Annotated in this window: 21 protein-coding genes; 13 read left to right on the plus strand and 8 right to left on the minus strand. The window is 62.8% G+C overall.

Annotation, left to right across the window (positions count from 1 at the left end; genetic code table 11):
* Nucleotides 1-146: 146 nt before the first annotated feature.
* A complete protein-coding gene (locus tag VGN66_RS13865; protein WP_327519410.1) occupies nt 147-3,287 on the minus strand; it encodes a type ISP restriction/modification enzyme in 3,141 nt (1,046 codons plus the stop codon).
* A gap of 146 nt (nt 3,288-3,433) precedes the next feature.
* On the opposite strand from VGN66_RS13865, the gene uvrA reads away from it, so the two are divergent.
* The 3 genes from uvrA (at nt 3,434) to VGN66_RS13880 (ending at nt 7,752) form a co-directional block, all read left to right on the plus strand.
* Entirely contained in the window at nt 3,434-6,448 is a 3,015-nt protein-coding gene (gene uvrA / locus VGN66_RS13870) for an excinuclease ABC subunit UvrA (RefSeq protein WP_327519411.1), read from the plus strand.
* Between the two features lie 73 nt (nt 6,449-6,521).
* On the plus strand, nt 6,522-7,244 hold the full coding sequence (locus VGN66_RS13875; protein WP_327519412.1) for a GTPase domain-containing protein: 723 nt from the start codon (nt 6,522-6,524) through the stop codon (nt 7,242-7,244).
* Nucleotide 7,245: 1 nt separating this feature from the next.
* Nucleotides 7,246-7,752, plus strand: coding sequence for a hypothetical protein (locus VGN66_RS13880; protein WP_327519413.1), 507 nt, complete (start codon nt 7,246-7,248; stop codon nt 7,750-7,752).
* Between the two features lie 24 nt (nt 7,753-7,776).
* On the opposite strand, the gene VGN66_RS13885 is transcribed toward VGN66_RS13880, so the two are convergent.
* A complete protein-coding gene (locus VGN66_RS13885) occupies nt 7,777-8,262 on the minus strand; it encodes a hypothetical protein (protein WP_327519414.1) in 486 nt (161 codons plus the stop codon).
* Nucleotides 8,171-8,455: a type II toxin-antitoxin system Phd/YefM family antitoxin gene (locus VGN66_RS13890; protein WP_327519416.1), complete on the minus strand. Its 285-nt coding sequence runs from the start codon at nt 8,453-8,455 to the stop codon at nt 8,171-8,173. Before VGN66_RS13890 ends, VGN66_RS13885 begins: the two co-directional genes overlap by 92 nt.
* A gap of 174 nt (nt 8,456-8,629) precedes the next feature.
* Here VGN66_RS13890 and VGN66_RS13895 point away from each other — a divergent pair, with 174 nt between their 5' ends.
* From VGN66_RS13895 to VGN66_RS13925, 7 genes are all read left to right on the plus strand, one after another.
* Nucleotides 8,630-9,025 (plus strand): cupin domain-containing protein, encoded by a 396-nt coding sequence (locus VGN66_RS13895; protein WP_327519417.1) that lies wholly within the window; start codon nt 8,630-8,632, stop codon nt 9,023-9,025.
* Nucleotides 9,026-9,088: 63 nt separating this feature from the next.
* Nucleotides 9,089-9,355: a hypothetical protein gene (locus VGN66_RS13900; RefSeq protein WP_327519418.1), complete on the plus strand. Its 267-nt coding sequence runs from the start codon at nt 9,089-9,091 to the stop codon at nt 9,353-9,355.
* The gene (locus tag VGN66_RS13905) at nt 9,348-9,893 is read left to right on the plus strand and encodes a hypothetical protein (RefSeq protein ID WP_327519419.1); all 546 of its coding nucleotides are present in this window, start codon (nt 9,348-9,350) and stop codon (nt 9,891-9,893) included. The genes VGN66_RS13900 and VGN66_RS13905 overlap by 8 nt, the downstream gene beginning before the upstream one ends.
* Nucleotides 9,894-9,955: 62 nt before the next feature.
* Complete coding sequence (locus VGN66_RS13910; RefSeq protein WP_327519420.1) at nt 9,956-10,348, plus strand: hypothetical protein; 393 nt, start codon at nt 9,956-9,958, stop codon at nt 10,346-10,348.
* Between the two features lie 417 nt (nt 10,349-10,765).
* A complete protein-coding gene (locus VGN66_RS13915) occupies nt 10,766-10,978 on the plus strand; it encodes a cold-shock protein (protein ID WP_224920445.1) in 213 nt (70 codons plus the stop codon).
* A gap of 82 nt (nt 10,979-11,060) precedes the next feature.
* Nucleotides 11,061-11,261: a hypothetical protein gene (locus VGN66_RS13920; RefSeq protein WP_327519421.1), complete on the plus strand. Its 201-nt coding sequence runs from the start codon at nt 11,061-11,063 to the stop codon at nt 11,259-11,261.
* Nucleotides 11,258-11,407, plus strand: a complete 150-nt coding sequence (locus tag VGN66_RS13925; RefSeq protein ID WP_327519422.1) for a hypothetical protein — start codon at nt 11,258-11,260, stop codon at nt 11,405-11,407. The genes VGN66_RS13920 and VGN66_RS13925 overlap by 4 nt, the downstream gene beginning before the upstream one ends.
* Here the strand turns inward: VGN66_RS13925 and VGN66_RS13930 are convergent.
* The 4 genes from VGN66_RS13930 to VGN66_RS13945 all read right to left on the minus strand — a co-directional run bounded on the left by VGN66_RS13930 (nt 11,404) and on the right by VGN66_RS13945 (nt 19,095).
* Nucleotides 11,404-11,994 carry a hypothetical protein gene (locus VGN66_RS13930; RefSeq protein WP_327519423.1) on the minus strand — a complete coding sequence of 197 codons (591 nt, stop codon included), beginning with the start codon at nt 11,992-11,994 and terminating at the stop codon, nt 11,404-11,406. The two genes, VGN66_RS13925 and VGN66_RS13930, sit on opposite strands and share 4 nt — an antisense overlap.
* A 109-nt stretch (nt 11,995-12,103) precedes the next feature.
* Nucleotides 12,104-14,683, minus strand: coding sequence for a TonB-dependent receptor (locus VGN66_RS13935; RefSeq protein ID WP_327519424.1), 2,580 nt, complete (start codon nt 14,681-14,683; stop codon nt 12,104-12,106).
* A gap of 134 nt (nt 14,684-14,817) precedes the next feature.
* Nucleotides 14,818-16,950 (minus strand): NAD-dependent DNA ligase LigA, encoded by a 2,133-nt coding sequence (gene ligA / locus VGN66_RS13940; RefSeq protein WP_327519425.1) that lies wholly within the window; start codon nt 16,948-16,950, stop codon nt 14,818-14,820.
* A 21-nt stretch (nt 16,951-16,971) separates the two neighbouring features.
* Nucleotides 16,972-19,095 carry a S9 family peptidase gene (locus tag VGN66_RS13945; protein ID WP_327519426.1) on the minus strand — a complete coding sequence of 708 codons (2,124 nt, stop codon included), beginning with the start codon at nt 19,093-19,095 and terminating at the stop codon, nt 16,972-16,974.
* A gap of 147 nt (nt 19,096-19,242) precedes the next feature.
* On the opposite strand from VGN66_RS13945, the gene VGN66_RS13950 reads away from it, so the two are divergent.
* The gene (locus VGN66_RS13950; RefSeq protein ID WP_327519427.1) at nt 19,243-19,707 is read left to right on the plus strand and encodes a hypothetical protein; all 465 of its coding nucleotides are present in this window, start codon (nt 19,243-19,245) and stop codon (nt 19,705-19,707) included.
* A gap of 48 nt (nt 19,708-19,755) precedes the next feature.
* On the opposite strand, the gene VGN66_RS13955 is transcribed toward VGN66_RS13950, so the two are convergent.
* The gene (locus VGN66_RS13955; RefSeq protein ID WP_327519428.1) at nt 19,756-20,298 is read right to left on the minus strand and encodes a DUF3617 domain-containing protein; all 543 of its coding nucleotides are present in this window, start codon (nt 20,296-20,298) and stop codon (nt 19,756-19,758) included.
* A gap of 354 nt (nt 20,299-20,652) precedes the next feature.
* Between VGN66_RS13955 and uvrB the strand changes: the two genes are divergently transcribed.
* Entirely contained in the window at nt 20,653-22,842 is a 2,190-nt protein-coding gene (gene uvrB / locus VGN66_RS13960; RefSeq protein WP_327519429.1) for an excinuclease ABC subunit UvrB, read from the plus strand.
* Between the two features lie 41 nt (nt 22,843-22,883).
* On the plus strand, nt 22,884-23,417 hold the full coding sequence (locus VGN66_RS13965; RefSeq protein ID WP_327519430.1) for a hypothetical protein: 534 nt from the start codon (nt 22,884-22,886) through the stop codon (nt 23,415-23,417).
* Nucleotides 23,418-23,542: the final 125 nt, after the last annotated feature.

The following is a 23,542-nucleotide window of genomic DNA, read 5'->3' on the forward strand; positions in this document are numbered from 1 at the left end:
GCCGCACCCGTTCATCACCTGCGCCCCAACCCCCGCCAGCCCATCAAATCTCGTCGAAAAACTCCGGCACCAATGTCACTTCCTCGCGCACCACTTCGCGCACCCGCACGCCCAGCCCGCGCTCTTTGAGCAGCTGGCACAGCGCCTCAGGCCGACTCTGCATTCTCAGCGATGGGCAGGTCGATCTCTCCCATGATGCGATCGGTCTCTGTGAGGATTTTCACGATCCGCTGATAATGGCCGATGTCATCATAGCTGAGCGTGCGGCCGCGGCGGTCCTTGAGCCATTTCTGGGCGGGCTGGTAGCCGCCGATATGGAATGTCCAGGCGACCGGGGGCACGGCGTCGAAATATTGATCGGCGTTGATCTGCACCCGCCCCGCTTCGAACTTCGGATAGCCCACTGCTACCACGTCATCGCCGTCGCCCATAAATGGATAGGGGGTGTCGCCGATCGCCGCCGGTTCCATCAGGTGCAACCGCCGCAGCGCCTCCCCATTCTCACTCACCGCGCGGAACACCTCCGGCGAGGCGGGATAGGGGATGCGCGGGAAATCGATCTTGAGAAACTCGGCATAGGTTTCGCGATAGTTTGGCGCGTGGAGGACGCCGTAGATATAGTCGAACACCTTGACCTCACTCGGCCGCGCATCGGCGGTGGGCGCGCGGAAGTCATCGTCCGGCCCCGCCTGATCGGCAGGGTCGATGCCGCCCGCGGCGCAAATGGCGGCGTAGAGTTTGGGGTCGAGATTGAGCGTGCGTTGCTTGGGTGTGAAGGCGTCGGATTGTGCGTCTTCTTCCGCATATCGATATAGAGGCAGAGTTACATTCTGTTCCTTTGTCTTGGCCGAGATAACACACATCTCTGGCAGATCGGCAGCTATGAAGGCGTGGTAAAATCCCTCCGCGGCAAGCTGTCGCGGCACAAGAATCGCCAAGTTCAATTTCGTCATGTGCCTTAGCGTTTCAAAGCGCGGGCGATAGGAACTTGGAGTTTCGACGCCTGCCAATCTCGCCGCCTGACCATTCGGCGCATAGAAGACAGATCGAATATCAAAAGGCCGATAGAGCAACGGCCTGATCATTTGAATAGCTTGCGGTGCCTTGATCGCTAATGACTTGATTAGAGTGGTCGCGCTGTCTCCTACAAGCTTCGCATCAGCGCCCGTCTGCATGGCAATTGACGAAGAGATAAACAGATCACGTATCTTCGGCGATGCGGCATACATAGGCTGTTCAGAGCCGCCAAATGGTGCAAAGCTTAGAAAGGACTCAGTCTCAGGAGTAACCCAAGCCCAATCTTGTTTTACATTTGCAGCGTATAGCGCATCATTCTTGGACCGCCGGCTTCCCTCGACGGACTTGTAAAAAATCCCTTCTGCGGGAACATGATCACGTTTGCGAACTCCGACCATGATGGCAACACCCTGCTGGATGTCAAAGACGTTCTCATCTTTAACTATCGGTGCAGCGCCAACCTTCTTAACGCTACCATTTAACTCAAATACATAAATGCTATCAAAACTTTCAAGCAATCTCCAACGCATGCCTCTAAATGTAGGGTTGTCGATATACCCGTGATTAGTAATCATCGCCACGATTCCTGAGCCATTATTAGATATAATATGCTCAGCCATGCGAATAAATTTCACATAATCGTCGTTAATGTATTTGAAACTCCTTTCTTGAAGCGGTGTTTTGCCACCCGGCTCAGTCCGATATGGCGCGATTAGCTCTTCGGTCCACTCATTTTTGTTTGATGAATGGCCAGAATATGGCGGATTTCCTATCACGCACATAATTGGGGACTGGCGCTTCACGATACTCGCGCCGCGTGCTTCTTCGGCGAGCGGCGTAAACCAAAGTTCCATCACTTCGCGCTCGGCAGGTTCCAGCGCGTTGGTCAGCCAGACCGACAAACGCGGCGGGTTCGCGCTCGGCTTGTAGCCGCTTTCGGTGAGCTGCATGTCCAGCTTCATATGGCACATGGCATAGCTGGCCATCAGCAGCTCGAACCCGTGGAGGCGGGGCAGCAGATCCTGTTCGACATAGCCGGACCATTTGCCGGGCGCGCGCGCTTTTACCCGGTCAGAGATCAGCTGAACCGCCTTGGCCAGAAAGGTGCCGGTGCCGGTGGCGGGGTCAAGAATCTGGACCTTGTGCACATCCTTGCGTATCGTCACCGGCTTCCCGGTCTTGGGATTGTTGGTGCCGGTGTCCCAGTCCACCGTCACCTTTGACGTATCGGCCAGACCATCGGCCAGACCGAACTCGGTTTTCAGCACGTCATCGACCGCGCGGACGATAAAATCGACCACGGGTTCCGGCGTGTACCACACGCCCCGGCTCTTGCGCTTGGCCGGGTTATATGCGGCGAGGAAGTCTTCGTAGAAATGGATGAAGGGGTCGTTGCGCGCAGTGAACTTGCCGAAATCGCGGAACAGTGAATGGGGGTCGCTGGCGCGCATCACCTGAACCAGATCGTCGACGATATAGCGCAGACGTTGGGGCAGCGCGGGTCCGGCGACATATTCGAACAGGCCCTTGAGGAACGGGTTGCTGGCGGGCAGCTTTTCCATCGCCTCGGTCCGGCTGAACGTCGTCAGGTCATCGTCGTGGAAGCGGGCGGCGAACATGCCGTAGGTGATGGTTTCGGCGTAGATGTCGGCGAACTCATCCGGCTCCAGCGCGGGAAGCAGGTTCGCCTTGAAGCTGCGATACTGGCCGCCCAGGCCGGTGCGAAATTCGGGATCGTCCTTCAGCGCGATGGCGACCTCATCCTTGATGATCGCCGCCTTGGCCGCCATCATTTCCGCCAGTCGCGCCGCGCTGGTAATGCTGATCGGCTTGGCTTCGGCAAACAGGCGCAGTTGCCGCTCCAGCTCGTCAAACCGGTCGGGGTTGGGTTGCAGCCCCATGACGAAATCGGCGATCGAGACGAAATGGACGCTCGCGCCGTCGCGGATGAATTCGAAATCTACGCCGTTGGTGTAGATCAGGTTGGGATACGCTTTTTCGTACCGCTTGCGCTGTTCGATCGAATAGCCCTTGAGCTTGATGACGTCCTTGTCGATGTCCTTGGCTTCCGCCCAGCCGAACGGGATCCCGCCGCGTTCGAACATGAAATCGACCATGCCGGCGTCGCCGCGCTTGGGTTCGTTGATGACGGTCAGCGCCGGGTCGATCGACTGGAACAGCGCGTGGAGCGCGGGGCGGTAGCTGTGTTCGGTCGCCCGCCCGCTCTCATAGGCCGCGCGGACCTGATCCAGATATGCTGAAATGTTCACGCCTCTCCCCCTCTACGCCCAAGCTACCCGCGCAACCCCTTCGCCGCAAAGCGCTTTTGTTCTGCGTCTGCCCCCCTCGCAACCGGCCGCCCGCGCCCCTATCTCACCCCTAGCTTCCCCTCAAGAACAAAGCTAGAACTCACCGCATGGCACTTACGCATATCTCGGTCCGCGGCGCGCGCGAGCATAACCTCAAGGGCGTGGACATCGACATCCCGCGCGACACGCTCACGGTCATCACCGGCCTGTCGGGGTCGGGCAAGTCCAGCCTCGCCTTCGACACCATCTATGCCGAGGGGCAACGGCGCTACGTCGAGAGCCTGAGCGCCTATGCGCGCCAGTTCCTTGAGATGATGCAGAAGCCCGATGTCGAGCATATCGACGGCCTGTCCCCCGCGATCAGCATCGAGCAGAAGACCACCAGCCGCAATCCGCGCTCGACGGTCGCGACGGTGACCGAGATTTACGACTACATGCGCCTGCTGTGGGCGCGCGTCGGCATTCCCTACAGCCCCGCGACCGGCCTGCCGATCGCGGCACAGACCGTCAGCCAGATGGTCGATCGCGTCCTCGCGCTCCCCGAAGGCACCCGCCTCCTGCTCCTCGCCCCGGTCGTGCGCGGCCGCAAGGGCGAGTATCGCAAGGAGCTCGCCGAATGGCAGCGCGCCGGCTTCCAGCGCGTCCGCATCGACGGCGAAACCTATCTGATCGAAGAAGCCCCCGCGCTCGACAAGAAGTACAAGCACGACATCGAAGTCGTCGTCGACCGCCTCGTCGTCCGCGACGACATCGCCACGCGCCTGGCCGAGAGCTTCGAGACTGCCCTGAAACTCGCCGACGGCCTCGCCTATGTCGATCTGGTGGACACCACCGTCGAGGCAATCGCTCCCCTCCCGCACGCGGGAGGGGCTGGGGGAGGGCGTGTCAACGAAGCGCCGCAAAAGTTTGTCGCGGAAGGCAGCACGCCCGCCGAGCCGGTGCGCAAGTCCGGCATGAAAAACACCGGCATCCCCGACAACCGCATCGTCTTCTCCGAACGCTTCGCCTGTCCGGTCAGCGGCTTCACCATCGCCGAAATCGAACCGCGCCTGTTCTCCTTCAACGCCCCGCAGGGCGCATGCCCCGCCTGCGACGGCCTCGGCGAGAAACTCGTGTTCGACGAAGACCTCGTCGTCCCCAACCACGACCTCAGCATCAAGAAGGGCGCCGTCGTCCCCTGGGCCAAGTCCAACCCGCCCAGCCCCTATTACATGCAGGTCCTCGGCAGCCTCGCCCGCGAATTCGGCTTCAGTCTCGACACGCCGTGGAAGGACCTGCCCGGCGAAGTCCAGCTGATCATCCTCCACGGCACCGGCGGCAAGCCGGTCACGCTCACCTTCATCGACGGCCGCAAAAGCTATGATGTGAAGAAGCCGTTCGAAGGCGTCATCGGCAACCTCAACCGCCGCATGCTCCAGACCGAAAGCGCCTGGATGCGTGAGGAGCTGTCCAAGTACCAGGCCGCCCACGCCTGCGAAACCTGCCACGGCGCCCGCCTCAAGCCCGAGGCGCTGGCGGTCAAGATCGCCATGCGCGACATCTCCAGCGTCACCCGCCTGTCGGTCGCCGACGCGGTCCCGTTCTTTCAGACGCTCCCCGACGCGCTCACCGGCCAGCAACGCGAAATCGCCCGCGCGATCCTCAAGGAAATCGACGAACGCCTCGGCTTCCTCAACAATGTCGGCCTCGACTACCTCAACCTCGATCGCACCAGCGGCACGCTGTCGGGCGGAGAGAGCCAGCGCATCCGCCTCGCCTCGCAAATCGGCAGCGGCCTCTCCGGCGTCCTCTACGTCCTCGACGAACCCAGCATCGGCCTGCATCAGCGCGACAACGACATGCTCCTCGTCACGCTGCGCCGCCTGCGCGACCTCGGCAACACCGTGCTGGTGGTCGAACATGACGAGGATGCGATCCGCAGCGCCGATTACGTCATCGACATGGGGCCGGGCGCCGGCGTCCATGGTGGTGAGGTCGTGGCACAGGGCACCTTCGACGAAGTGCTCGCGTCCGAAAACTCGATCACCGCCGACTATCTCGCCGGCCGCCGCGAAGTCCCGCTCCCCAAAAAGCGGCGCAAGGGCAATGGCAAGAAGCTGACCGTCCACAACGCCACCGCCAACAACCTCACCGGCGTCACCGCGTCGATCCCGCTGGGCACCTTCACCTGCATCACCGGCGTGTCCGGCTCGGGCAAGTCGAGCTTCACCATCGACACGCTCTACGCCGCCGCCGCCCGCCACCTCAACGGCGCCCGCGTCCTCGCCGGCAAGCATGACAAGATCACCGGCCTCGACCATCTCGACAAGGTGATCGATATCGATCAGTCGCCGATCGGCCGCACCCCGCGCTCCAACCCCGCGACCTATACCGGTGCCTTCACCAACATCCGCGACTGGTTCGCCGGCCTGCCAGAGGCACAGGCGCGCGGCTACAAGCCCGGCCGGTTCAGCTTCAACGTCAAGGGCGGGCGGTGTGAGGCATGCACCGGCGACGGCCTGCTCAAGATCGAAATGCACTTCCTCCCCGACGTCTACGTCACCTGCGACGTGTGCCACGGCCAGCGCTACAACCGCGAAACGCTGGAGGTGAAGTTCAAGGGGCGCAGCATCGCCGACGTGCTCGACATGACGGTCGAGGACGCGGTCGAATTCTTCAAGGCCGTCCCCCCGATCCGCGACAAGATGGCGATGCTGGCGGAAGTCGGCCTCGGCTACGTCAAGGTCGGCCAACAGGCCACAACCCTCTCCGGCGGCGAAGCCCAGCGCGTCAAACTCGCCAAGGAACTCAGCCGCCGCGCCACCGGCCAGACGCTGTACATCCTCGATGAACCCACCACCGGCCTGCATTTCGAAGACGTCCGCAAGCTGCTCGAAGTCCTCCACGCGCTGGTCGAACAGGGCAATACCGTGGTTGTGATCGAACACAATCTCGACGTCATCAAGACCGCAGACTGGATCCTCGACCTCGGCCCCGAAGGCGGCGTCAAGGGCGGCGAGATCGTCGCCGAAGGCACGCCGGAGACTGTGGCGAAGGAGCCGCGGAGCTATACGGGGAAGTATCTTGCGCCGTTGCTGGAGCGTGGTGGGGTGAAGGAGCGGGCTGAGGTGGCGGCGGAGTAGCGTGAGGCCACGGGAGCTGATAAAGTCAGCTTGACTAGATTTTGGGGGCAACGAAGAGATGCAGGGAGGGGATGTGGCAGATCCAGCCGGAGCAATAGTCGGCAAGGTCGGTGTAGGCCTACTAAGGGCGGTTGCACCGAGCGCAGTGGCTTGGCTTAAGACTCAAGTTGTTGGAAAAACTGTATTATTCGTAGGGCCGTCACGATCTGGAAAGACCAGTTTTATAAATTATTTGCGTTCGGGCGCTTATACTGATCCGTCGGATGCGATGCCGAGGACTCAAGCTGTTAAAAATACGGGTAGTCTACAACTCAAATCCCCGAACGGTATGGTGTCGATTGATCTAAAAAAGGTCGTTGATACGAAGGGACAGGATTTCCCACATGACCACGCCGAGTTGGTCTCAAAATATCGGCCACATGCCCTTTGCATCCTAACAGATGCCTCAAGTGATTGGTCGGCTACTGGATCTAATTCGGATAAAAGTGGGCGAGTTTGGTTAGAGGAGTTTTTAGAGGGGCTTTGTGAGATTAAGCAGAAAGACTCGCACATATTCCGGCGCCTAAAATCTTTCGTGATACTCGTTAACAAATCTGATTTGACGCCAGATAGTTCTCTCCAGTCAAAGCGTGCTGAGCAGATTAAGTTGATTGTAAAGTCGCATCTTAGAGGCGGGAGCGGTCGGGTGGCTGACATGCTTAGCGTAAAACACTTGTCGCTTCTTGAGGAGCACGATCAAGGGAAATCGGCTGCAAGGGCAGCGTTGACCGTTTTCAATCCCTTTGTAAGAGACTGATATGTCTACTCGGACTGAGTTTAAGATCAATAGATCTGGCTATCGGGCCAATCGAGCCGCTGTTCTCGATCTTATAGATAAGCAGAATAATATTGTTGATAGAGAATTTTTACTATCAACCGTTATTTTTAGGATATTTTTTCTTGTCGGCCCATTGGTTGTAATGATGACTCAGCGGGAGGCGTTGATAGGGGCGGCTGTTCTATTTTTTGTTGTATCTTTTATTTGGATTTATCGCGCGCTTCTGAACGAGCGGATAAATTCAAAAACTATAATGTGGACTGAGAAAATTCTTTTTAGTGCTGCCTCGCGCAATGCCCATTTTAGTCCTGATGACGAGGAGCGAGATCAAGAGTTTGTCGATGATTTAATTCGTATTAGAACGGTTAGGCCTGCGGGGTTGCTGCCGTTGTATTTCGAGCCACTTGCCCTCTTGATGGGGGTCGAGCTCTTGATATTTTCGCGATTGTTTTATGGGAGCATCTACAATTTAGTAGGGATCAATTGACGGGTGGCTCAATTTGCACTGCGCTCACGCCGACCTCCGCGTAATCCGCACCCGTCCAACCTTCCCCGCAAATGCCCCACGCACCCGCTCAAACAACCAATCCGGGATAGCCCCATGATAGGGCGTGTTGCTGTCCACCAGTCGCACATCCGGTCCCGGCCAGCGAAACTGGTTGATCTCGGTCACCATGATCCAGCTTGGCTCGCGGTCGAGGCCTAGGTCGCGCTTGACGATCGCTGGCATCTCGACTCCATCTGCCGCAGTGTCCGGTCGACTATGCGTCACCGGCACGACATTGACGAAGACCTCGCCGCCCTGCGTCACCGTCGACAAGATGACGACGGAGGGCCGGTCCTTCAGCCCTTCTTCCTGCCCCGCATCCGCCTCGCGCGCCCATAGATAGGCGTAGCTGACGACATCACCCGGCGTCGGGATCGGCCAGTCGCCGCCCGGCTTCGCGGGACCGCTCGCCCGGCTCGGCGCTGAGGATCGCTTCGATGGTGTGTTCATCCAAATCTTCCGTGCGGATTACCTGACGATCCCGGCGTTTAAGGCGCTCATATTCATCGAGCGAGATCATCACGACCCGTGTGGTGCCATGACGCTGGATGCCAACCGGACGCAGCATTGCTTCGTCGGTATAAAATCCAAACCTGCTCGACGCCTCCTTTGCCGAAACCGCCAGAAGCGGTTTGCTGTTCATGGTTACTGCCCGTGCGCTTGTTACCACGGCATATTGCCGTAAAAGAGAGATAATATAAATTATCTCCATTATCAAGAATTCTGTGACGGCATGGGTCGGTCGCTAACAAGCAGTTCGGTCTAACCCGCGCTCCCGCCACTAGGGGTTTCAAGGCACTTGAGCTAACCTCGCTCCATGCCCCGCCTCGACACCCAATTCGCCCATCTCGGCCGCAACGCCACCGCCACCGTCGAACCGCCCTTCGACGGCATGGCCTGGTACGCCGGCTACGAACAACGCCACGCCGCCGACGGGATCGAGGGGAGGCTGGTCATGCAGTACAGCTTCACCGAAAGCTGGACCGCGTGGGAAGTCCATCCGCACGGCGCGGAACTGGTCATCTGCACTGCGGGGGAAATGACGCTGGTTCAGGAACTGCCCGATGGCAGCACTAACCGCGAAACCCTCACCCCCGGCGATTATGCGATCAACCCGCCCGGTGTCTGGCACACGGCGGACGTGCCCCCCGGCACCACCGCCACCGCCATCTTCATCACCCCCGGCGCCGGCACCGACCACCGCCCGCGCTGATCCGTCCTTGCATCCCCCCGCCAGCTGCGCTCTGATCCCGGCCAACGGGAACGGGGGACCATGATGACCGACATCGTCGCGCTGCTGATCATCTTTGGCGGCATTGCCTTCCCGTTCATCGCCATGCCCTTGCTCTGGCGCCGCATGAAACGCGTGCGCGACGCGACCTATCACGAGGCCAAAGCCAAGGAGGTGACGCAGACCGCGTGGGAGGAAACCGCGCCGCGCCCCGACGGCCTCGCCACCACCCGCCGCAACGATCCCAACGAAGCTTTGCTCGACCTCGGCGACCGCGCCCGCCACAGCCGCTGGCCGCTCACCAATGACTGACGCCCCACCGCCCGCCGCGCTCGCCACCACGCTGGACCGCGAACTGCACTGGCTCGCAACCCTGATCCATCAGCGGATCGACCAGTACGCCGAGCGGGACGACCCCGCGTCCGCCGCGCTGACGCTGCCGGAGCCGCCCGAACTGCTCGATCGCTGCGCTTATGGTGCGGCGGTCCCGATCAACCGGCTGAGCGCGGATGAACGGCTCGCGCTGATCCTCGCTCTGGCGCCGTGGCTGCGGCCGCAGGCGCTGGACCTGTTGTTCGTCCGCAACGCCAATCTCGACCGCGGCTTCACCGAATTTGGCGGGCGGGCGCACGGCCTCGCGACTGGCTTTGCGCCGACGCGACAGACTGCGCTGTTCCTGCTCGCCGGGGATGCGCTCGATCGCCGTCTCGCCGCCATGACCCTGTTCGGGGCGGACGGCGTGCTGGTGCGTCAGCGGCTGATCGTGCTTCAGCCGGACGATTTCGCGCCCTGGCTCCCACTCGAACCCCATCCCGAACTGCTCGCGCGGCTGCTGCGGAATCCGGGCTGAGCGGAACCTGCCGCGCTTCCTGTTGTTCTCGCCATTCGGATTGTTTTTCAGCGAGATCGACCATGGCCACCCGTACCGCGACCCCCAAGTCCAAGCCCGCCACGCGCGCCACCACCAAGCGCGCCGCCCCCCGCAAGACCCCCGCGCGCAAGGCTCCGGCCAAGAAAGCGGCGGCTGGCGAAAAGGGTGGGGCGACCACCGCCGCGCTCGCCACGCTGCGCCGCAACGCCTTCCCGCTCGCCGGCGCGATCGCCGCTGGCGCCGCGACTGCCGCTGCGTTGTTCTTCAAGCGCCGCACCAACGTCCTCGCTGAGGGCCATCCCGCGCCGGATCTTGAGGGCGATACGCATCCGGGTGCCGACGACCGCGCCGACCCGCATTTCCGCCCCGACATGGACGCCCCGATGACCGCCGCCGACCGCGCCGCGCTCGCCCCGGCCACGTCCGTAAACTGAGCTGCACGGACGGGGAGGGGGCTTTCCTACAGACCCCCGCCCGGCATATCTGGATGGTCCTCTCGCACCCGACAGGACCATCCACATGCCCCCGCCTGACACCCTCCCGCACCGCCTGACACGTCCGTCGCGCGACAGTCGCACCGGTGTCGCGTCGCCGTCGCAAAGCGGTCGCGTCGCAGGCGCGATCCGGTCCTGTCGCCCCGAAACACCCCCATTTTTGTCAGCATCGTCGGACAGGTGTCAGCCACCGCCAGGGCTTGCCCTTGCAATTTCAGCGCATTGGGTGCATATAGGCGCTGCTACAGTCGCAAATCGACGGTCTTCGGTGCTTTGCGGCCCCTTCTTCCTTCTTTCCCTGCCTCCGCAGCCAAGGTCCGTCCACACGGGGCGTGCCGATTAAAGAAGGAATACCCAATGAGCATCACCGGAACCGTCAAGTTTTTCAACGCCGACAAGGGCTATGGCTTCATCGCCCCCGACAATGGCGGCGGCGACGCGTTCGTTCACATCTCGGCCGTTGAGCGCGCCGGCATGGCGACGCTGAACCAGGACCAGCGCGTCAGCTACGAGCTGGAGCAGGACAAGCGCGGCAAGATGGCCGCCGTGAACCTGCAGTCGGCAGACTAATCGGCTGCCGGGCGGCACGCGCCATCTGGTGCGTGCCGCCCGGCGTTTCTCGTGATTGTTTTAACAGCAAGGGAAAACACCGATGGCCGCTCACACGATTACCTATCGCGACAATGCCGCGAAATGCCGCGCCGACGCGGATTCCGCGACGCTCGACAATGTCCGCGACCGCAACCTGCGCGCCGAGGCTGCATGGCTTGCCATGGCCGACCGCCAGGAACGCACCGACACCGCCCGCGCTGAGCGTGAGGCCGCTACAATACCCAGACAGGAAGCTTTGTGAAATCTACTCTTCGTAAACAGTTACATATCGTTACTTCGAATTCGGGCATCACTCGCCAGCCGCTGAGCTTCTTCGCTCGCCGCACCGCCGACGACCTCCGCGCCGCCGCAATCGCCCGCGCCGCCGTCCTTGAAGTGATCGGCTAGAATAGCTCGGCAATCCCTGCGGTCAGCAACAACAGGCTGACCGCCGCCAGCAACACCGCATTGACCCGCCGCCCGCTAACCCGCAGCAATACCAGCAGCAGGATCAGCACGCCGAGCGCGGCCAGCACCTCAACCACATCGCCAGTCCCGGAAAATGTCTCTTCCGGCGACGGCGCGACGAACTCCAGCCCGATCGAACCGATCCAGCTCCCGACATTCGCCGCCAGCAACCCGCCAATCACCATCCGGTTCTGCCGGTCATACCACAGGTCGAAATCCGGCCAGTCGGCGGGCTCATCTGGAAAGATCAGCGACGCGGCAAGGTAATAGATCCCGACGATCGCCAGCACGCTGACCAGCGTCAGGTAATTCGCCACAATCTGGCTCTGCGCCTCCCAGGCCAGCAGCCAGAATGAGGTCAGGTCGAGGATCACGACGATGCCGAGCAACGGCGTCAACCACCCGACCCGCACCGCCTTGCCACCGCGCTTGAGCTTCAGCACCCGGGCAAATCCCCCCAGCACCTCGGCAATGGCGAGCCCCAGCAACAGCCCATAGACCGCGAATACCAGCTCGAACGGCGACATCCCCAGTTCCCCCCAAATCCGGGGGCCAGCTTACCCCACTCCGCCCAAAAGAAAACCGCCGCCCCGGTTGCCCGGGACGGCGGCGTTTCCTGTCAGACTGATCTGTGGATCAGAAGCCGACGACCAGCGAGCCCATGAAGGTCCGCGGATAGCCGATCTGGACGAACGGAGCGCTCGACGAGGTGATGAACTGAGGCGTCGATCCGGTCGTGCGGGTGTCGAAACCCGTGCTCGACAGGTTGCCGCTGAAGCCACCGACATACACTTGGTCGAATGCGTTCATCAGGTTGAACTGGAAGTAGGTCTCGTCGCCGAGGCCCGCCCAGTTGAGCTTCACGCGCGCATGCAGATCAACCAGCGTGTACGCCGGGGTCTTCGCCGGGTAGATCTGAGTGCGCGTATCGACGCCCAGCGGCGAAACCGTGCCCACGGTGATCGGCGTGTTGTCGTCAAAGACGTACCGCGAGCCGGTCCGCTTCACGTTTGCACCGAACGTCACTGGTCCGACATCGGCGTTGAAGCCAGCACCAAGAGTGTAAGTCGGCGCACCCGCCTCGCGCTTGCCGGCGGTCATCGCAAAGATCTGGTTCCCGTTCGTGCGCGTCGCGAGCAGTACGTTGTCCTGGATTTCCGATTCCATCAGCGAGCCGAAGGCATAGACGCTGAGCGCGGAAATCGGCTGCCAGCTGATGTTGGCATCAACGCCGTACTTCTTCACCGTGCCGAGGTTGCGATAGACGGTACGGTCCAGCTCGGGATCATAGGCCGAAGCCAGACGATCGGTGTAGTTGGTGTACCAACCGACGACCTGGGCATGAACCGTCGACGAACGATAACGCAGACCGAGGTCGAAATTGTCGGTCTTTTCCGGACGCGGATTCGCCTGCTCGGCATTCGTCGGGAAGTAGAAGCTGTTGTACAGATTGTCCGTACCCGGCGCCTGCAGACCCTGCGAGAAGTTACCGAAAGCCGAGATGTTCGACGTCAGGTCATAGACGAGGCCGATGTTCGGCAGCGCCTTCTTGTAGTTGAAGATGCGCTGCTGCGGAGCCTGGGTCGCAAAGGTCACGCCAGCCACGGTCTGGGTCGGGTTGGCCGCCAGCCAGGCTGCCTGTGCCGCCGAGTCGCCGTTGAAGCACTCAACAAAGCCCGATGCCGACGAGGTCGCGCAATAGTTGGTCAGGTTGCGACGCATGAACGGCATGCGCACACCCACGTTGACGGTCAGGTCGCCGAATTCGCCGCGATACTCACCAGCGATCTGGTGCAGGATCGCGAATGACAGGCGGTCACGCTTCTGCAGGGCGCGGCCATTGCGATCGACCAGCGGATCGTTGATCGGGAACGGGTCGGCCGTGGCGCCATTGGCCTGCAGCATGTTGGTCTCGCCGGTCTGGCGGTGACGTGCGCGGTCGTAGGAATAAGCGAGACGGACCGTGTTGCTCTCGTCCAATTCCCAACGCAGTGAGCTGATTACGCCAATACGCTGGGTCTGGGTCTGGCTGGGGGCGAGCACGCGCACCTGATCGAGCACGTCGCCGTCGCCGTTGAGATCGCGACCGAAATAGGGCGAGCCACCGATATAACCGACGATGGGGGTGCCGCCCGCGTTGAACGTGCCTTCACGCGCAGTTGCAGTGCCGCCGCCGTTCGCCTTCACGACCTGGAACGACGGATCCACGCTCAGCACGATGTTGTCGGCGAGGGTGAAGCGCGATGCACCGCGGATGTTGCCGGTGTTCGACGGGTTGATGCGGCGATCGAATTCCGAACCGCAGCTATTGGCCGAGTCAGCCAGACCCGGACGGCCAACCGCGACGAGGCAGGGTGCGATCGAATAGAAGCGCTCTTCCTTGGTCTGCGGGAAGCGGTTGGGGGTCACGCGACCGGCGTCCTCACGCAGCGCAACCGAACCGAAGAAGTTCTTGCGGTTCACGTCATAAGTGCCGGCCAGCGAGATGAAGTCGCCATTGTCGCCGAGCGGCTGATACAGACGCGCATTGTACTGCTGACGATCGATCTTGCCTTCGCGATAGAAGGTGGTCGTGCTGGTCAGGTTGCTGGCCGAGATGAACGCGCGCAGACCCGACGAGGTCAGGTTGCCCGAATCGACCATGCCGAACACGCGGAAAAAGCCATATTCGCCAGCCGAACCGACCAGCTTCACGCCGAACTCTTCGCTCGGGACACGGGTGCGGTAGTTGACGGTCGAGCCGGTCGCCGCCGCGGTCGGGCTGTCGACGTCGGTGGTGCCGAGGTTGACGCTGACGCGCTCGATCAGCTCGATGTCCATCTGCTGGCTGAAATACAGGGCGTAGTTGCCCGAATCGTTCAGCGGGATGCCGTCGACGGTCTGGCTGATGCGATCCGACGAGAAGCCGCGGATCGTCATCGTGCCGCCGGCCGAACCGAAAGCATCGTTGTTCTGGAAGCTGACGCCCGGCAGGCGGTTGATCACTTCGTTGATCGACTGGCCCGGAACCGACTGCTGGATCGCTTCTGCGCTCAGCTCGGCCTTTGCCTTCGACGTGTCGGGAACGATGATGCCGGCGACGCCCGAAGAGACGCTGGTGCCGGTGATGACGATTTCCTGATCGTCGAAATCGACCGAACCGGTCGACTGCGCGCGTGCTGCGGCAGGAAAAGCGAGCGCAGCAACAGCCGCGCCGATCAGCAGATGGTTTCGCATTGTAGTCCCCTTAGGATGGGCTGTTCAAAGCCTGCGCGAGCGGTGTGCTTCACCGTCTTGCGTTGCCCCATGGGGATGCTTCTTTGCGGAAATGTTACAGTTCGTTCAAGTGATTTGTGCGTTGCAAAAAAGCATCACCTGGCGGCCGCCACAATTGCGTTCCACGCCGCCTCGTCGATCACCGAAATCTCCAGCTCTGCGGCCTTTTTGAGCTTCGATCCGGCGCCGGGACCGGCCACGATCAGGTCAGTCTTGGCCGACACCGATCCCGACACTCGCGCGCCAAGCGACTCCGCCTGCGCCTTGGCCTCGTCGCGACTCAGCGTCTCGAGCGATCCGGTGAAGACGATCGTCTTTCCTGATACTTCCGAGTCGCGCGCCGCGACGACGAACGGGGGCGGGGTGACTTCGGCGAGCAGGTCGTCCCACACTGCCCGGTTGTGCGGCTCGTGGAAGAAGTCGGCTAACGCATGGCCTACCGCCGCGCCGACATTCTCGATCCCGATATGCTCGCCAATCGCCTTGTCGCGGCGCGTGTTGAACTTCGCATCGGGCTCGCTCAGCGCCGGCGTGATCGACGCCCGCAGCGCGATGACCTCGTCCGCCAGCGCGGCGAGGGCAGGGAGGGTCTCCAGCCGCTTCATCAAATCGCGCGCGGTGATGCTGCCGATGTGCCGGATGCCAAGCCCGAATAGCAGCCGCGCCGCATCCGGCGCGCGCTTCGCCTCGATCGCGGCGAGCAGATTGTCGACCGACTTCTCTTTCCACCCCTCACGCCCAAGCAGCGCATCGCGATGCTGGCTCAGGCGAAAGATGTCGGCGGGCTCGGCGATCCAGCCAAGGTCAAGAAACTCGACGATGGTCTTCTCACCCAGCCCCTCGATATCGAGCGCGCCGCGGCTGACGAAATGCTTGAGCCGCTCGAGCCGCTGCGCCGGGCAGATCAGCCCGCCGGTGCAGCGCACATCGACCTCATCCTCTTCGCGCGTCGCCTCCGACTGACAGATCGGGCAATGGGTCGGAAACACGAACGCCGGACGCTCCACATCCCGGGTCAGGTTCTCGACAATCTGCGGGATCACGTCGCCCGCGCGCTGCAGCACCACCCGGTCGCCCGGACGCACGCCCAGCCGTTCGATCTCGTCGGCATTATGCAGCGTGGCGTTGGTCACGACCACACCGCCGACCGTCACCGGCTCCAGCCGTGCCACGGGGGTCAGCTTGCCCGTGCGCCCGACCTGAATGTCGATGTCGCGCAGCGTCGTCTCGGCGCGCTCGGCCGGGAATTTATGCGCAATCGCCCAGCGCGGCGCGCGCCCGACGCTGCCCAGCCGCTCCTGCCAGTCGAGCCGGTCGACCTTGTACACCACGCCATCGATGTCGAACGGCAGGTCGGCACGCAGTGTCTCGATCTTGCGATATTGCGCCAGTGCCGGTTCGACCTGCGCGCACGCGACGAACAGCGGGTGGACCGGAAAGCCCCAGCCTTGGATCGCCTTCATCACCGCATGTTGCGTCTCACCCGGCAGCGCGCTGGTCTCGCCCCAGCCATGCGCCAGAAAGCGCAGCGGCCGCGCCGCGGTGACGCTCGCATCCTTTTGCCGCAGCGATCCGGCGGCGGCGTTGCGCGGATTGGCGAACTGCCGCGCTTCCTTGCCGCTCGCTTCCGCCTCGGTCAGCAGCCGCGCGTTGAGCGCCAGGAAATCGTCCTTCGCCATATAGACCTCGCCGCGCACCTCGAACACATCGGGCGCGTCGGCGGGCAGCTCGGTCGGAATATCGGCGATCGTCAGCGCATTGGCGGTGACATTCTCACCCACCTGCCCATCGCCGCGCGTCGCCGCCAGCACCAGCCTGCGCCCCTCATAGCGCAGCGAGCAGGACAGCCCGTCGATCTTGGGCTCGGCGGTCAGCGCGACGCGGTCGCCTTCGCCCAGCGACAGGAACCGCCGCACGCGCAGCACGAACTCGATCACGTCGGCATCGCTGAACGCGTTGTCGAGGCTCATCATCGCGCGCGCATGCGGCACCTTGGCCAGATGCCCGGCGGGCGCGGCACCGACCAGCTTCGACGGCGAATCCGCGCGCACCAGATGCGGAAACGCCGCCTCGATCGCAGCATTCCGCCGCATCAGCGCGTCATAGGCCGCGTCGCTGATCTCCGGAGAATCCTCGGTGTGATACAGCGCGTTGTGGCGCGCGATCTCTGCGGCGAGCCGCTCCAGCTCGGCGGCGGCGTCGATGTCGGTAGCGGGCAGGGTGTCCATACGCTCCCCGCTACCGCCCGATCACTTCACCTTCAACTGGTCCAGCGCGAACGCCAGATATTCCGCCTGTTCCTTGAACCGCTCGAACCGCCCCGATTTGCCGCCATGCCCGGCCTCCATATTGGTGCGGAAAAGCAGCGGGTTGGCGTCGGTCTTCAGCGTGCGCAGCCGCGCGACGTACTTGGCCGGCTCATAATATTGCACCTGACTGTCCCATAGCCCGGTGCCGACAAAGATCGCCGGATAGGCCCCGCGCTTGAGCTGATCATAGGGCGAGTAGCTGAGCATATAGTCATAACTCGCCTTGCCCTCGGGATTGCCCCACTCGTCATATTCGCCGGTGGTCAGCGGGATGGTCGGGTCGAGCATCGTCGTCACCACATCGACGAACGGCACCAGGCTGACGATAGCGCCATAATCCTGCGGCGCCATGTTGGTGATGCCACCCATCAGCAGCCCGCCCGCGCTGCCGCCCATCGCGGCGACGCGGCCCTTTTTCGCATAGCCCTGATCGACCAGATACCGGGTCACGTCGATAAAATCGGTGAAGCTGTTCTTCTTGTTGAACATCCGCCCCTGATCATACCAGGCGCGCCCCATCTCCTGCCCGCCGCGGATATGCGCGATGGCATAGACCATGCCGCGGTCGAGCAGGCTCGGTAGCATCGGCGAAAAGCCCGGATCGGTCGAATAGCCATAGCTGCCATAGGCGTACTGGAACAGCGACGCGGTGCCGTCCTTCTTGAACCCCTTGGCATAGACCAGGCTCACTGGCACCTTCGTACCGTCGCGCGCGGTCGCCCACACGCGCTCGGTGACGTACTTGCTCGCGTCATAACCCGGCACCGGCGTGACCTTCAGCGTCCGCCGCTCGCCAGTCTTCATGTTCGCCTCGATCACGGTCGAGGGTGTGGTCAGCGAGTTGTAGGTGTAGCGCACCCAGTCGGTCGCGGTCTCGGCATTGGTGCTGAGCCCCATGGAGTAGGCCGGCTCATCCGCCTCGACAAAGCTCGATTTCCCATCATTGCCCAGCAGCCGCAGCCTTTTGTTGCCGCCCGAACGTTCCTCGATCGCGAGATACTTGTCGAACGGCTGCACCCCCTCGATGAACACGTCCGCGCTGTGCGGCACGACATCCTTCCACGCCGCCTTGCCCGCACCCGTCGCGCTGTCCGCCACCGTCATCAGACGATAGTTCGGCGCGTTCCAGTTGGTGCGGATCACCCAGCGATTGCCGACATGGTCCGCGCCATACAGAAAGTCGCGCTCGCGCGGCGCGATCACGGTGAAATTCGTCGGATTGGCGACCGGCGCGCAGCGCTGTTCGTCGCTGACCGTCTTGCCGGCATAGATGCAGATGAACTTCTCCGAACTCGTCGTCCCGATGCCGAGCGAGTAGGTGTCGTCCTTCTCCTCATAAACCAGCCGGTCGGCGCTTGCCGGCGTGCCAAGCACATGCGCCTTCACCCGCTTGCCCAGCAGCGTGACCGGATCCTTCTCGATGTAGAAGATCGTCTTGTTGTCGCCAGCCCAGGCAAACCCCGCCTGCACATTGGGGATCGAATCCTCCAGCGTCTTGCCGGTGGTCAGGTCCTTGACCTTCAGCACAAACTGCCGCCGCCCGACCTTGTCCTCGGCATAGGCGAGCAGGCGGTTGTCGGGGCTCACCTGACGGCTGCCGATCTGGAAGAAATTCGCGCCCTTGGCCATCTCGGGCTGATTGAGGATGATCTCCTCGGGCGCCTCCATGCTGCCCTTGCGCCGCGCGACGATCGGGTAGTCGCCGCCGGTCTCGAACCGCGTGTAGTAATAATAGCCATTGTCGAGATAGGGGACGGTGCTGTCATCCTGCTTGATGCGGCCGGTAATCTCCTTGAACAGCGCCTCCTGCATCGGCTTGGTCGGCGCCATCACCGCATCGGCATAGGCATTCTCGGCGGTGAGATAGGCGAGCATCTCGGGGTTCTTGCGCGTATCGTCGCGCAGCCAGTAATATTCGTCCTCGCGCACCGCGCCGAAAGGGGCCTTGACCTGATAGGGCTTTTTCGCGGCGACCGGTGGCGTGGGCGGCGCGTCCTGCGCGGCGAGCGGCGTGGCGGCGACGATCAGGCCGACCAGCGCGACACGGTGGAACGAACGATGCATGCGAATCCCCTTGAAATCCTTGCCCCGAACCTGCGGCAAAGCCCCCCGCTCATCAAGCTGTCCCGGATTTGGTTACTGCCGTATTCTCCGCGCTTGAGCCATGCTGCCGCGCAATGCTAAGCCCCGCGCACCGGGGAGGGGTTTCTGGTGAATGACAGTGCAATGCGCGCGCCCGCGCCGCATTACGATACCACGCTCGACCGGGCGGGCTTCGCGCTCGCGCTCGGTGGTGCGCTCGGCGGACTCGTCGTGCTGCTGCTCGTCTTCGCGGCGGGCCAGTGCGAGGTGACCTCGCTTGCCGCCGCGTGGATGCTCGGCACGATCTTCTCCGCGCTCGGCATCGCCGGGGCAGGGGGGCCATTGTGGCTCGTCCTCCACCTCGCCGGCTATCGCCGCGCCTGGCACGCCGCCGCGCTCGGCGCGCTGATCTCGCTCGTGCTGTTCGTCGGTGCCCAGACCTACGGCTTCGGCTTCCTCGCGGCCCCCGCCAGCGACCTGCGCACCGCGCTGTTCCGCTGGATCAGCGCCCTCGGCACCAGCGCGCTGCTGGCGATGGTCGCGGCCGGAATCGCACTGGCAATGTGGCGGGTCGCGTATCGCCGGGTGATGTGACCTCCCTAATTCCTCCCCTGCGGCGCAGGGGAGGAATAGTCAGTCCTCTTATGCCTTCGTCCCCGGACAATCGCCGATCCGCTTGCCCGTCGTCTTCGCCTTGATCTTCATCGTCTGCGCGCCGCCCGGCATCGTCGTTTCCATGGCGTTGTCGATCGCAAAGGCGTCGTCGCTGAACGTGCCGCTGATCTTCATCGTCATCTTGCCGCCATCGGCATCGCACACCATCGTCCCGTCGATCTTCCCACCGGCCATCGTGAATTTCTCATAGGTGCAGCGGCCCTTGCTCTGCGCCAGCACCTCGGCCGGGGGCGACTTCGCCTGTTCGGGCGTGACGCAATTCTTTCCGACCTGCTTCTTCTGCAGCATCAGCTTGGTCATCTCGTCCTTCATCGGACCCTCAAGCCCGGGAATGTCGATCGACACCGTCTCGACCGTGGTCTCCCACTCCCCCGGATTGAACCGCGCCCCGCCCGCCGCATCGACCTTGGCAGCGACCTCCTCGGGCGAGGCGTTGGTGACGGACACGTCGCCACTGCCACAGGCGGCAAGCGCGAGAGCGGCGATGGGGGTAAAGGCGATGGTGCGCATGGATGGGCTCCTCTCGGTTTCGGACAATGCTGGCCTTGTCCTGCGCAAAGGGCAACAGACATGATGAAGTACAATGTTCTTTATTTGTTCCTGCGATCCTGCTATCGCCAGCGCGGAGGCGGCTGCGCATGAAAATCCTGCATCCCTTGGACTTTCCTGACGACCCGGATCACGGCGTCGCAGGCCCGGCGCGTGGGCGTCGCTTAGCTGACGCGCAGGTGTCGCGTTCCAGTCGCGTTTCCCCTGCCGCTCTCTGGGGAACCGCCCGACACCGCCGTGTTTTTGTCAGCATCGTCTGTCAGCCTGACACTCGACCCCATTTGCACCCCAATCTGAAGGCCCCATATTCCCCCCATGGCGATCCAGATCCGTACCAGTCTTGCCGAACCCGAAACCGGCCCCGGTTTCGTTCCCCACCGCCCGCAACGCCCGCAAAAGAGCGAGGGCGGGCGGGCGTTCAAGCTGGTCAGCGAATATTCCCCGGCGGGCGACCAGCCGACCGCGATCAAGGAACTGACCGAGGCGGCGCTGGGCGGCGAGCGCGATCAGGTGCTGCTCGGCGTCACCGGATCGGGCAAGACGTTTACGATGGCGAGCGTCATCAACAATCTTCAACGCCCGGCGCTGATCCTCGCCCCCAACAAGATCCTCGCCGCGCAGCTCTATGGCGAGTTCAAGAGCTTCTTTCCCGACAACGCGGTCGAATATTTCGTCAGCTATTACGATTATTACCAGCCCGAGGCGTACGTCCCCCGGTCGGATACGTACATCGAGAAGGAAAGCTCGGTGAACGAGGCGATCGACCGGATGCGCCACTCGGCCACCCGCTCGCTGCTCGAACGCGATGACGTCATCATCGTCGCGTCGGTGTCCTGCATCTACGGTATCGGCTCGGTCGAGACCTATTCGGCGATGATCTTCGACCTCAAAAAGGGCCAGGTCGCCGACCAGCGTGAGATTATCCGCAAGCTCGTCGCGCTGCAGTACAAGCGCAACGACGCCGCCTTTGCCCGCGGCAATTTCCGGGTGCGCGGGGACAGCCTCGAAATCTTCCCGTCGCACTATGATGACACCGCCTGGCGGATCAGCTTCTTCGGCGACGATATCGAGGAGATTACCGAATTCGATCCGCTGACCGGCTCAAAGGTCGCGAGCCTCGATACGATCCGCGTCTATGCCAACTCGCACCACGTTACCCCCGGCCCCACGCTCAAACAGGCGATGGAGGCGATCAAGCATGAACTCGCCGAGCGGCTGAAGGAGCTGCATATCGAAGGCAAGCTGCTCGAAGCCCAGCGGCTGGAGCAGCGCACCAATTTCGACCTCGAGATGATCGCCGCGACCGGCAGCTGCGCGGGGATCGAGAATTACAGCCGCTTCCTCACCGGTCGCCTGCCCGGCGAGCCACCGCCCACCTTGTTCGAATATCTCCCCGAAAACGCCCTGCTGTTCGTCGATGAAAGCCACCAGACCGTGCCGCAGATCGGCGCGATGGCGCGCGGCGATCATCGGCGCAAGATTACGCTCGCCGAATATGGCTTCCGCCTGCCGAGCTGCATCGACAACCGCCCGCTGCGCTTCAACGAATGGGATGCGATGCGCCCCCAGACGATCAGCGTCTCGGCGACGCCAGGCGGGTGGGAGATGGATCAGACCGGCGGTGTGTTCAGCGAACAGGTGATCCGTCCCACCGGCCTGATCGACCCGCCGGTCGAGATCAAGCCGGTCGAGGAACAGGTCCAGGACCTGATCGTCGAATGCCGCAAGACCGCCGAGCTGGGCTATCGCACCCTCGTTACCACGCTGACCAAGCGCATGGCCGAGGACTTGACCGAGTATATGCACGAGGCCGGGCTGAAGGTCCGCTACATGCATAGCGACGTCGAAACGCTCGAAAGAATCGAGCTGATCCGCGACCTGCGGCTCGGTGTCTATGACGTGCTGATCGGCATCAACCTGCTGCGCGAAGGGCTCGACATCCCCGAATGCGGGCTGGTCGCGATCCTCGATGCCGACAAGGAAGGGTTTCTGCGTTCGGAAACCTCGCTGATCCAGACGATCGGCCGCGCCGCGCGCAACGTCGATGGCCGCGTCATCCTCTACGCCGACCGCATCACCGGCAGCATGGAGCGCGCGCTCAATGAAACCAGCCGCCGCCGCGAAAAGCAGGAGGCGTATAACCGCGAACACGGCATCACCCCGACCACGATCAAGCGCAACATCGGCGACATCATCGCCCATGTCGCGAGCAAGGATCAGGTGACCGTCGAGATCGAGGACGGCCCCGCCCACATGGTCGGCCACAATCTGCGCGCCTATATCGAAGAACTCGAAAAGAAGATGCGCAACGCCGCCGCGAACCTGGAGTTCGAGGAAGCCGGCCGTCTGCGCGACGAGATTCGGAGCCTTGAGGCCGAAGAGCTGGGCCTCCCCGCCGGCGAGCACAAGGCACCGGTCATGGGCCGCAGCAACGAAGGCAAGCCGGGGACGCGCAAGACGCGGTACGGCAAGGTGCAGCGCAAATGGGGCGGGGGGAAAAAGTGAGCCGGTTGAGCCTGTCTGCCGCTTCGCCCATAAGGCGCGGCATGCGCTTCATTCCCCTTCTCGCGGCGTCGATCGCCCTAGCCAGCTGCTCCAACGTCGTTCCGCCGGCACCCGCTCCGGCACCACCGCCGCGTCCGGTTCCAGCGCCAGCACCCGCTCCGGCACCCGCGCCGCCGCCAGCCAGCAGCGACTGGCGCGACTGGCCGGCAACGCCGGGTAACTGGGTCCATCGGCAGGAAGGGCAGGGCACGATCGCGCTGTTCGGACTGCGCGCGGACCAGCCCGAACTCTCGCTGCGCTGTAACCGCGCGACGCGTCAGGTGCAGATTGCCCGCCGGGGCGCGACGCCGGGGCCGATGACGATTCGCACCTCGACCAGCTTGCGGGGCCTCAGCGCGCAGCCGACGCCGGGGGCGCAGCCCTATATGGCGGTGACGCTCGCCGCGAACGATCCGATCCTCGACGCCATGGGCTATAGCCGCGGCCGCTTCGTGGTGGAGATGCCGCCGCTCGCGCCGCTGGTGGTCCCGACCTGGGCGGAAGTGCAGCGCGTGGTGGAGGATTGCCGACGCTGAGATTTGCGCGCCAGACTCTCAGAATCGTATAAACTCCGGATAATTACAAGACTTGTTCTCGTTTCCCGAAGTCGCCACATTCGGAGCGTACCCAGTTCAGGGTACGCCGTTTCAACAAGCGAAAG

This window comes from Sphingomonas sp., assembly GCF_035998645.1.
GTDB lineage: Bacteria > Pseudomonadota > Alphaproteobacteria > Sphingomonadales > Sphingomonadaceae > Sphingomonas.